Annotated in this window: 8 protein-coding genes; 7 read left to right on the top strand and 1 reads right to left on the bottom strand. The window is 49.7% G+C overall.

Features of this window, described 5'->3' with window-relative positions; genetic code table 11:
* Positions 1–839: 839 nt before the first annotated feature.
* Positions 840–2,288, bottom strand: coding sequence for an amidohydrolase (locus ACFE7X_RS24030; protein WP_375438222.1), 1,449 nt, complete (start codon positions 2,286–2,288; stop codon positions 840–842).
* A gap of 889 nt (positions 2,289–3,177) precedes the next feature.
* On the opposite strand from ACFE7X_RS24030, the gene ACFE7X_RS24025 reads away from it, so the two are divergent.
* The 7 genes from ACFE7X_RS24025 to ACFE7X_RS23995 form a co-directional block, all read left to right on the top strand.
* On the top strand, positions 3,178–3,894 hold the full coding sequence (locus tag ACFE7X_RS24025; protein WP_375438221.1) for a hypothetical protein: 717 nt from the start codon (positions 3,178–3,180) through the stop codon (positions 3,892–3,894).
* A gap of 98 nt (positions 3,895–3,992) precedes the next feature.
* Positions 3,993–5,327, top strand: a complete 1,335-nt coding sequence (locus tag ACFE7X_RS24020) for an inositol-3-phosphate synthase (RefSeq protein ID WP_375438220.1) — start codon at positions 3,993–3,995, stop codon at positions 5,325–5,327.
* On the top strand, positions 5,308–5,793 hold the full coding sequence (locus tag ACFE7X_RS24015) for a phosphatidylglycerophosphatase A (protein ID WP_375438219.1): 486 nt from the start codon (positions 5,308–5,310) through the stop codon (positions 5,791–5,793). The genes ACFE7X_RS24020 and ACFE7X_RS24015 overlap by 20 nt, the downstream gene beginning before the upstream one ends.
* Positions 5,794–6,177: a GtrA family protein gene (locus tag ACFE7X_RS24010; RefSeq protein WP_375438218.1), complete on the top strand. Its 384-nt coding sequence runs from the start codon at positions 5,794–5,796 to the stop codon at positions 6,175–6,177.
* Positions 6,178–6,366: 189 nt separating this feature from the next.
* Positions 6,367–7,653, top strand: coding sequence for a DUF4833 domain-containing protein (locus ACFE7X_RS24005; protein ID WP_375438217.1), 1,287 nt, complete (start codon positions 6,367–6,369; stop codon positions 7,651–7,653).
* A gap of 57 nt (positions 7,654–7,710) precedes the next feature.
* Positions 7,711–8,721 (top strand): phosphatase PAP2 family protein, encoded by a 1,011-nt coding sequence (locus ACFE7X_RS24000; RefSeq protein WP_375438216.1) that lies wholly within the window; start codon positions 7,711–7,713, stop codon positions 8,719–8,721.
* Between the two features lie 2,285 nt (positions 8,722–11,006).
* The coding region (locus ACFE7X_RS23995; protein ID WP_375438215.1) for a hypothetical protein at positions 11,007–11,802 on the top strand (796 nt) is incomplete at its 3' end.

Genomic DNA, 11,802 nt, shown 5'->3' with positions numbered 1-11,802 from the left:
TCCTAAGCACCATCCGCAGATGGGCCGTTGTCTTGGCCTACCCCGACTCGCTTAATGAGCTTAATCGTTTTGTTACGCTTTACATGCTTCCAACTAGCGTGCTGCTACTTGAAAGCCCTACCAATTTGTCTTTCCCAAACATTCAAAGAACGTGTGCTAGTCCCTGTTGGACCAACCGAGTGACTACCATTCGTAGTCATTTTATGCTTCTTCTATCAGGCTGCCTTACTATAAACAGCTTCCAGAAAGTGTTTCGTTCACGCTACTGCAACTATTTTTTTGTTACCGCTTATACGCTTTTGATGAAGCGGGCTGCAAAGGTAGTAAGAATTTTTTAACATGAAAGAAAGTTTGAAAAAATCTAGAAGCTTTCTTAGCTGTTTTCAATCTAGCTGTATTACTCTCACCCTGGTTGGCCACCTATTATGGCCTTGTTGTGAAGCGGGGTGCAAAGGTAGTAAGATTTTTTTCTTCTCCAAACAGAAACGTCAATTTTTAGTGACTTTTCTTAAGAGAAGCTTTTCAAGTAATCATCAAGGTTGCGTGAGAGACAATACAGAAAGGGAAACAACATGGTTCCTGAGAAATGTATTCTCTATGGTATTCACGGCGTTGAGCCCTAGCCAATGAATCGAGTTGCCAGACTATTGCCTTATTCTTCGAATGGTCGCTCATTACTTCGGAAGCAGGTAATGGCCTTAACACTTCACCGTAATAAATTCTAGATCAGTTGAGTTTCTCTCTTATGTTTCTTTATTAGTTATGATAGCTAGTATACATGCTTATGCACCGCTTTTGATTACCCTACCTCAATTAGACTACATGCCTTACTTGCACAACTAATCACGATAGTTGAGGGCAGGTTTACGGTCGCCTAACAAGGGTTTGTAGGTGTATGCTCCTACGTCTTTTTTGAATTCTTCTTTTGCTTGCTGCGGCAAGGTGGGCATAGTGAACAAGTCAATGGCTGTTAGCGTCATCGTTTTAGCCGCCACCATCATGCCTTTAGTACCTATTTCGGTGCCGTCGCAGGCTACGGCTTGCCATCTATGCGCGGGCGTGCCGGGCACCCAGGTAGCTGCTTCCAAACCTACCGTGGGCACTATGTAACTGACGTCGCCTACGTCGGTGCTGCCTCCGCCTTCTCGGGTTTCGAACTTTCCCACGGTGGAGGCTGCAGTTAAGGGTGGCACCGCAAAACCCAGTGAGGCTTGAATCTTGCGGCCGAACTCAACTTCCTGAGTGGTGTATGACACGCCGCCGACCTGATCAAGGTTGTGCTGTAGAGCCCGAGCTAGGGTTTCGTTGAGTAGTAAGTCGTGGGTGCCCCCAATGATTTCATAGTCCATGGTGGTGCCGGTACCTACTGCGGCGCCTTCAGCAGCTTTCACCACTCGCTCGAAAATCTGTTTGACGTCATCCTTCTTAGGGTGTCGTACATAATAATACACCTCGGCGTAATCTGGAACCACGTTAGGGGCTTTGCCGCCGCTGGTGATGACGTAGTGGATGCGGGTTTCTTGTGGTACATGTTCGCGCATCAGGTTCACCATATGGTTCATGGCTTCTACAGCATCTAGAGCACTCCGTCCACGCTCTGGCGCCATGGCCGCGTGTGCAGAAATGCCGTGGAACCGGAATTTAGCCGAAGAATTTGCCAAGTAGTTGTTCATCATGGCGCGGTTCTCACTGCCCGGATGCCAGTGCACAACAGCATCAACGTCCTGAAACAAACCGGCACGCACCATATATACTTTACCACTACCCCCTTCTTCGGCCGGGGTGCCATACACTTTAATTGTGCCTTTGATTTTGCCGGTTTCTAGCAACTTTTTCAATTCAATGCCAGCGGCTACACTTGCGGTGCCAAACAGGTTGTGTCCGCAGCCATGCCCTGCGTCCTTACCAGAAACAGGCTTTTTTTCCGGCGTGGCCTGTTGTGATAAGCCTGGTAGGGCATCAAACTCGGCTAGAATTCCAATGACTGGCTTGCCGCTGCCATAGGTCGCCACAAAAGCGGTAGGGATATCTGCTACACCCGCCTGCACAGTGAATCCTTGCTCGCGCAGAGTTTGCTGTAGCAGAGCAGAGCTTTGCGTTTCCTTATAGCCCACTTCTGCATATTCCCAGATCTGTAAGGCAATTTTTTGGTATGTCGTATAGCCTGCTTGTATATCCTTGATTGCCTGTTGTTTCACCACATTAGCCCGACTTGGCTTTTCCTTAGATAGAGATGCGGCCGATAGGCACAAAGCGGCAAGTAGCACGCAGGAAGCAGTTTGTTTCATGTATTCTCAAGAATTATAGAGGGCAAAGAAAGCTTTGTCGTTCTCTCATGATTGACTACTCACATGGAACGTGTTTTATAGCAGACCTCGTAACGCAATTTCAGTTGCTTGATGGGTATGGTTGGCTCGATACTATAGAGTTGCTCAAAACGAATTGACTCACTGGCATCCATCAAGGGGTCTACAGCTTCGGAGTTCGACCTTCAAGACATCTGGACTTTCAGAAATGGTTAAGAGGTTTATCATAAAACTATTCAACTATTTATGGAGTATCTTATACTCTGGTTGATAGACTTGAAACAATGCTAGTCAGTCTTTGTATGCATCAAATTTGTGCTTGGTTTTCGACCCTACAATTGTCCTAGTTCAAATATTGGAGGCGTAATTATGAAAATCCACTAATCCTAGCTATCCTTGAAGGATAGCAGCAAACCAAGATAAGTTAGGATTCCATTTGTAGCTCAACATCGAATGAATCATTTTCCTGCCGCCTTAGTGCTCCGTGCGCCTACCGATGCTGTCCAATGCAGTTCCAATGTCAACTCCTGTGTGTTGCAATTTGAATGTTGTTCCGTTAAAGCATCTTGGCCATAACCATAGGTGAATTGGCTACATACCTGGGTTTGTCGGAGATACTCTACAAAGCCTTTGAGTAAGCTGAATTCGTTGCGTGTGCTCCGCTAAGAACTGGAGACAATGGAGTTAGCGCTTGATCTGCATGAAAGCCGAGGTTTATTGAATTTATAGAAGGGACAATCTGTAGGCTTCAAGCACAAAATTCTAGTCCGAAGAGAATAGAGTTAGCGAGACACTTAGAGGCCTTTTTGTTGAACTCTCTCATAGCTCTGTGACGGCACTAGTTGATGTGAACAATAAAAGAGATTCAAGTATGGATACGTTATCTACTGCAATACCTCCAACTCGTCCAAACGGGCCGAACTTATGGCAGTGGCTGTTGCGTAGCGTGGGGTTGGAGGCATGGTTCCAACAAACGCCTGTTGGCACGCAGGCTGGACGTGAGGAAAGAGTGTTTCTGCAACTGGCATTACCTGGTATTTCGGATGCTACCAACGCCTCCAAATCAGCGCTTTTAACCGAGGCGCTGGGCGAATGCTTGACTGCTATCCAAGCGGGTGGCGGAAAAATAGCGAGTTGCCAAGGCGGCAGTCTTCTACTGACTTGGCCAGTGGAATTGGGTGAACAGCAGGTAGTGTCCGCGTATTTCCTGCTGCGTGAGCGGGTGCGCCACCTTACTCGCCATCAGGAATTGTTCGGAGCAGCTAGCCTGGGCTGGGTTACACTACGCCAGGCAAGGGCTGGGCTGAGCTATCAGGGAGAGGTAGTGAACCAGGTAGCTGGCATCTTGCGCGAGAACCAGCAATCGGGTTACGGCCTACTTATTTCGGCGGCCTTACACCACCGCCTCGACCAAACATTACCGTTTCGGCATGAACTGCACGTAGGCTTCAACTTACCGAGTCATCGTTACCCAGCGACCCTTTTCAGGGTGACCTCCGAATTGACTTACGAATCAGACCAACCACGTATTGAAGAGCTAGCCTCTGCCACAAGCGCCGAAAGGGTCCCTTACCTTCCCTGCCTATAGGCTGATCTGTATTCTTTATTTACTCTGAATTAGCTGCCTTACTGAGGCCCAAGGGCGATAATTCATCTTACGAGGGCATCGCAACCACCAACCACCACATGACACAGCAACAAGGACATATTGCTCCAGCAGAAGGCAAATTAGGCGTTTTACTACCCGGAATGGGAGCCGTCGCAACTACTCTTATTGCGGGCGTATTGGCCGTGCGTAAAGGGGGCCCCCAACCCATCGGCTCACTTACGCAGATGGGCAATATTCGCGTTGGCAGCCGCACCGAAAACAACCATCCTAAGATCAAAGACTTCGTGCCATTGACGGCGCTAAACGATATCGAATTTGGCGGCTGGGATGTATACGACGACAATGTGTACCAAGCGGCGCTAAAAGCCGAAGTGTTGGATGCGCGACTGCTGGAAACCATTCGGCCGGAGTTGGAGGCGCTCAAGCCCATGAAAGCGGCGTTTGATCAGCATTACGTGAAGAACCTAGATGGCACTCACGTGAAGACTTATACCACTAAGTATGACTTGGCCGAACAACTCATCGGCGACATTCGCACCTTCAAGGCTACCCGCAACTGTAACCGCTTGGTGATGGTATGGTGTGGCTCAACAGAAATCTATCATGAGTTGTCTGCGGTGCATCAAACGCTTGCTAGCTTCGAGGAAGGGCTGCACACCAACGCGCCCAACATCGCGCCGAGCATGATTTATGCTTATGCCGCCCTCAAGGAAGGCGTGCCCTTCGTGAACGGAGCGCCCAACCTGACGGTGGACGTGCCGGCTTTGCTGGAGCTAGCTCATACCACGAACACGCCCGTTGCGGGCAAGGATTTCAAGACCGGTCAGACGCTGATGAAAACCATCGTGGCGCCGGGCCTCGCCGCCCGTGCCTTGGGAGTGAAAGGTTGGTTTTCCAGCAACATCCTGGGCAACCGCGACGGGCTGGTACTCGATGACCCCGACAACTTCAAGACCAAGGAAGTGTCGAAGCTCAGCGTGCTCGAAGATATTCTCGACCCCGAGGCCAACCCCGATTTGTATGGCGACATGTACCACAAGGTGCGCATCAACTACTACCCGCCCGCCGGCGACAACAAGGAGAGCTGGGACAACATCGACATCTTTGGCTGGCTAGGCTATCAGATGCAAATCAAAATCAATTTCCTATGCCGCGACTCTATTTTGGCGGCTCCTTTGGTGCTGGATTTGGCTTTATTCATCGACCTAGCTAAGCGGGCCAACATGAGTGGCATTCAGGATTGGCTGTCGTTCTATCTGAAAGCGCCGCAAACCTTGCCGCACCATCGGCCCGAGCACGACATTTTCAAACAGCTAACGACACTGCACAACACCTTGCGCCGCCTGATGGGTGAAGAACCGGTTACGGATATGGCCCCGGAGGAATATCAGAATGCGCTTGGCGTCTGGTAATCAATCCGGGAGTTGGACATGTAAACTGATTGCCTCGGTGCTGGGCATTGGCTACGTGAAAGGGGGCGGCACGGTAGCAGCTGTTGCCTGCTGCCTCCTTCTGTATCTGACCCGCGCTTGGGGCCTGACGCTCCATCCGTGGCCAGTTGTCCTGCTTACTGTGGGCTTGCTGGCCTTGGGAACTTGGGCGGCACAGCGAGTCGAGCCTATCTGGGGCAAAGACAACTATCGGGTGGTAATAGACGAGGTGGCTGGTATGTGGATCAGCGTACTTTTTGTTTCCCTTACCGGCCCCAGGTTGCTAGCGGGCCTGGTGTTGTTTCGATTCTTTGATATTGCTAAGCCTCTCTTCATCAGAAAAATGGAAAAGCTGCCGGGTGGGCTTGGCGTAATGATGGACGACGTACTGGCTGGCATTTATGCCAACGTGCTGTTGCAGGTCGGAATTTATTTTCGCTTTTTCTAAGTGCATTATCCTCGATTGGTTAAGGCTCAGGCGGCTTCGTTAGCCGCTACGGCCCTCGATTTTCTGGTCACTATCGGCTGTGTGGAGGTATTGCACAGCTGGTATCTGGCTGCTACTATCCTGGGCAACATGGTTGGTGGCATCACCAATTTCTACCTTGGGCGACATTTCGTTTTCGATGCTTCGCGGCAAAACGTCCGGGTGCAGGGTAGCCGGTACTTAGGGGTATGGCTGGGTAGTATGCTACTGAATGCGGCAGGAGTATATCTCTGCACGCAGGTGCTGCATACCAACTATGTAATCAGTAAAATAGTGGTTTCCCTCCTAGTCGGTATCGGTTTCAACTATCTGTTGCAGCGGCACTTCGTATTTCCAAAATCGTGACTGGCTTGTCGGTCACGCCCTAGGCTGGCCGCCTTACGCCGAAGCCCGTAAGGAGTATCACCTATTTTCGAGCTATTTCGGCTAGATGTGGTAAAGCAGCTCAATCACTTCGCCCCTTTTGATAGAGCAGAATAGCTTTCATGGTCGCTTCAAACCAGATTTTACAATGAAAACCCGTCTGCTTACCGCATGAACGTAGCCACTCTTCGCACCGCCCTGCAACAAGGAATTTACACGGTTATAAATCCTTTCGTGAAACTTCTCATCAGGATTGGTTTCACGCCGAATACCGTCACGCTGACGGGCTTGCTACTCAATATCGGGGTGGCCGTGCTCTTCATCGTTGGGGGCGAGGAAGGTAACCGCGGCGACTTGCGCTACGTGGGTTGGGGTGGGGCGCTCATCTTGTTTGCCGGCCTCTTCGATATGCTCGACGGCCAAGTGGCACGCTTGGGCAATATGAAAAGCGAATACGGGGCCCTCTTCGATTCGGTGCTGGACCGCTACAGCGAGTTGTTTACATTTCTGGGTATCTGCTACTATCTGGTGGCCCACCATTACTTTCTTAGCTCGCTGTTTGCCTTTATTGCCCTGATTGGGTCGATGATGGTCAGCTACACGCGGGCCCGGGCCGAAGGGCTAGGTATAGAATGCAGCGGCGGGCTGATGCAGCGCCCGGAGCGGGTGGTACTGCTCGGCGTGAGTGCATTAGCCTGTGGCATCAGTTCCGCTTACCTAGGCGACAATTATAAGCTCTACGTACCGGGGTTGCCCTTCCACATCTTCGAGACGATGTCGATTTTCACGCTCCCAATCACAGTGTTGGCAGTATTATCGAATATCACGGCGGTTTCCCGGCTCCTGCAAGCCAAGAAAGGATTGGCGCAAAAAGCTGCCACTCCACCCACTACCTCTCCTGGCAAGAAAGTGGCGGCCACTGCTTTGCTGCTAGCGGCTGGCGTACTGCTCACCCAACCAGGGAAAAGTGGAACCGCACCATTGTCGGGGCCCACTTTTCCCGTCCCGACGGGCATCGCCAACCAGCTATTCTACTTGCAGCGCGACCCAAATACCAACACAGTTATCTATCAACTCAATGTGAACGGGGCAGGCAAACTCAATGAAAATGAGCCCATTCGCATTTTTTGGTTGCGCTATGCCGAGCAAGGCCAGCGGCAGGAACTAGATTTCATTCAGCGCAAATTTGCCTACGGCCTTAATACCAAGAAGCTAGCCCCAGAAAAGTACGAGCTAAAGTTTTTCGCTTACGGCAAGGTTCGTTTCTTCCTGATGAGGTCCAGCACGGACAAGGCGTTTCACGTTTACACGACCGTTGCCAACCAGCAACTAGTGCTAGAACGTATTTTTCTGCGCATTGAAGGCGGCACGTTCTGGGTACCCAACGTCAAATACATCGAACTGAGCGGGTGGAACGCGGCAACTCGCGAGCCGGTAGTGAAACGGTTTACGGTGTAGTTGCGCAGTTAGCCGCACAGTAGTATCCCAACGAATCTGAAGTTCTAGCTTACCCCGATGCCCGCCCCTTTACCAGGACCCAACGGCGTGAACACCACCAGAAAAGGTGGCCTGCTCGTTTTGCTGTTATCGGTTGTGTACCTCCTAGTGTCGTATGTTTTGATCGGTTTCCGGTCCGAGCAGTTGGTGCTGGTGGGGCTATGCAACGCGTGTTATTTCCTGTCGGAAACCACCCGGCGCTTGATCATCGGCTTCTCTATTTTTGTGGTCTTCTGGATTCTATATGATTACATGAAGGCCTTTCCAAACTACGCTTACCGGGCAGTAGACATCGCGCAACTTTACAGCGCCGAGAAAAGTCTATTTGGCATTCCTTTTCAAAATAAATCGCTCACTCCCAACGAATTCTGGCTGATCAACCACAATGCTTTTTTGGATGTAGTGTGTGGTATTTTCTACTTGTGCTGGGTGCCGGTTCCGTTGGCATTTGCCGGGTATCTGTTCTTCCAGAACCGGCCTATGTTCTTTGAATTTTCTCTGACCTTCCTGTTGGTAAACTTGCTTGGCTTTGTGGTGTATTACTTGCACCCCGCCGCCCCGCCGTGGTACGTGCAGCAGCATGGTTTTGCCTTTCAGCCCCTGACAATGGGCAGCACGGCTGGGCTGTCGAGGTTCGATGCTCTCTTTGGCGTCGGCGTGTTTGCTTCCATCTACGCGAAAAATTCCAACATTTTTGCGGCTATGCCCTCCCTACATTGCGCGTATCCAGTAATCGTGCTGTACTACGCCGACCGCAACCGTTCTGGCGTCTTCACTCAGATCTTTGCCACTATCATGGGAGGCATTTGGTTTGCAGCAGTTTACACCAGCCACCATTATGTGCTAGATGTGTTGGCAGGTATAGCTGTTGCCTTGGTAGGCATGGTACTAGTGCGGTTGTTGCTAGCCAAAAGCAGGACCTTCAACCGCTTCATAGCGCGCTTTCTGCAACTCACCGCTGCATCAAGCGCAGACCGCTCTGCCTTTACTACCGTCGTTGTGGATAGGAAACTGAAAGATGAGGGCTGACTATTTGCGCTTTTAGCACAGAAGTGGCAGCCATATTAAGACTTAAAGGTGCGCCTTCGATGACTGAAAGCAAGGCCACCGCCAAACACGACTGCTGCGCGGCCAACTTAGCATGCTGCAAGCTGTGCTATCATAGCCGAAAGGAGTCGCCGCTCAAATAAAGCCTACCGAATCGTGGCAGGGATGTATCTACCTGGAAGAGCTGAAGCAGGCCGGCAGAGCTTGTTTACATGCGTAGTCGTACGCACCCCTAAAGTAGTGTTGACAATTAGGTGGGTGTGGTGTGAAGCAATAGTGCTAGTTTAGCAGCTTCTATTCTTTTTTCTATTTCCTATTTATGCTCCGGGTTACTGTCAAGCAGACCATCGGTATCGATACGGGTTTGCTTAAGCCTGATAGAAAAGCTGAGGCCTATTATGTGGCTCAGATTAAAAGAAAATTACGCGACGTTCAGTGCGCAGTCCATAGTACTAGGCCTGATATTCACTTACTGCCAGAGCTAGGCGGCTATTCCGTGAGCTTGGAAAACGAGTGCTGCCAAGCCTTTACCGACTTGTGTCTCATGAAGCTGCACCAATAGTACTCCCTTACCAAAAGCACGAAGCCTCGATTCTTATGCCAAGTGTTTAGAGTGCTACCAACCGTAGAGCCACACTGCGACGGTCAAAAACAGAAAGATTGTCATCAAAAGAACCCATCCAATCTTATCGATAGTACTTAGTTCTTGATAGACCGGCCGCCGGCGCCTTCTTGAATTAGCCTTGCCAAACATCATCGATTACATACTAAATAGAAGCTCTAAGGTAAGTAGTCAGGATCTATGGCTTCGCCTCAGGATGCAAATTTTTACGAATATTTTACCTACAGCTGATCAGTAGTTCCAAATTCTATCTGCGTTGCCGATTGCTTGAACCTTGTTAGTTTGCCCAATAGTTCTCGCATGTTGCTATTGAGCCGTCCTTAGTTGCGTTAGCAACACCTGCATTTAGGCTACCATCTATTTTGTTGCCAGTTCAATACCCCTGGGCAAGCGCCAAGGAGATTAGAATATGCAAACTAGTTAGCCTGCTCTCTGGTCTGCATATCTCTATTTTACAAGCGTTTGTAAGGCAAGTGCATGCACTTAACTGCTCCCATCATGAGCATAATAGCCAAGAGCGAGGTTGCCACAGAAACCCACCGAAGGCAGGCCAGAAAGCTCGGCTGATTAGAAGTTTCTAGGTTAGATTGTGGAGCCCGGTTTAGGCTTGTTTGTATTTAATATCAGTTGGTAAACGCCCCACTTAGGTAGAGACAGCCACTACTGGGTGGCTACCCAGCTTACTTTTCAGCTCACTAAGTCACTTATGGGTGACGCTCCCTACTATAGGCAAAACTGCTTCTTAGCCAGACAAAGGGAGTGCCGTAGCTTAGCGGCTTAGAGCTAGAATTTGTACTTCAAAAGCTAATCCTATTTACATCATTAATCAAATACTAGCTTATAAGGCTTTATAGCTATATGAGAGGCATTTAGATCCTAGTTTCTACAAGAATAAGATAAAGCGACGCACTGGAAATGTTATAATTGTCAAAAAAAATTTAAATAAACAGTTAAATATTTCTTTCCTTTAACGAGGTATTTACAAAAAATATCAGAAATTTTACATCCGAAATGCAAACAAGAGAAAAGGGTTTGACTGTAAAGAGCCACCCAAAACTCTGAACTACACAAGTTCTAAATCTGAATTAGCGAAGGAGAATGATATGAATTACAGATACTATTTATTCAAAAAATTGAACTATTCCGCTCATTTTGGCAAGCCCTGGCAGATTATCCTGTTTTGGCTTGCGCTCCACCGTGAGCAAGCCTCCAAACTGATTCCGTCCGGAACAGTAGTGCGGATGCCTTTGGCGAGTTAAGCTCTCCGATTCAACTAGCCAGCTTTTGTTCGAGCAAGAGCCCCAAGGTGCGAGACCTGCCTTTCCTATACACCAAGTTTACTATCCGACTTCTCACGCTATAACTGCCTATTGGTAGGCGCAATTAAGTGTTCCAACCTCTTGATGAGCTAAGCGCACAGATGCTGAAAGCCAGTGTCGATAATCAGACCTGCATCAATCATCGCTCTACTCGTACAGACAACCCCTTGACTCGACCGGGCCCACTGCAAGCTGCTCTTGGCCAAACACAATTGCTAATCACGCATAACCTCCAATCCAACAATCTATTAGCCACCATTGCAAACTGTAAGTGCTTAGTTTTTTCAGAACCACGAAAAAGCCACCCACTTCCTAAACCTCTTGCTATGAAACACAATCTTTACTACAGTAAGAAGTGCCTTACTCTAGGGCGCGTCTGGTTTACTGTACTTATCTTCCTCTGCCTTTGCGTGGCTCTTCCAGTGAACTCACTGGCCCAGGCCTCCCCAAAGAAAGGTGTAGCCGCTAGCGCTTCGCAAGGAAGTACCAGCAACAAAGACAAAGAAAAGAAAAAGAAAAAAGCCAAACTGCCGCCCGAGCCGCTGATTGGGGCGCGCTTGGCTAATGCCCAGTACAACTTCTCATTTTCGCCCAGCGGCCTAAAAGGCGTCACGCTTGAGAACCCAACCTCGTTGCAGTTCGGTCCTGATAGACGTCTGTACGTCTCGCAGCAGAACGGCCTTATTAAGGCTTTGACCATCAGACGAGATGCAGCAAATGATTACACAGTGACGGCCACTGAGGAAATCACGCTGATTAATTCAATTCCTAACCACGACGATAACGGCCAAGTTAACCCTGGCGTGACCACGCGTCAGGTCACGGGCATCCTGGTTACGGGCACGAGTAACAGCCCGGTGCTGTATGTTTCGTCTAGCGACAGCCGTATTGGTGGGCCCGGCGGAGACCTGAACCTGGATACCAACTCGGGCATTGTCTCGCGCCTGACGCGCAGCGGCACTACTTGGAGCAAGATGGACTTAGTGCGTGGGCTGCCTCGCTCCGAGGAGAATCATGCCTCCAACGGCATGCAGCTCGACAACAACATCCTCTATCTGGCTCAGGGCGGCCATACCAATGCTGGCTCGCCTTCCACCAACTTCGCCTACACGCCCGAGTACG

It is taken from the genome of uncultured Hymenobacter sp. (assembly GCF_964242765.1).
Classification (GTDB): domain Bacteria; phylum Bacteroidota; class Bacteroidia; order Cytophagales; family Hymenobacteraceae; genus Hymenobacter.
Note: the sequence above shows the minus strand (reverse complement) of the source record. Positions and strands in the feature narration are given on the sequence as shown.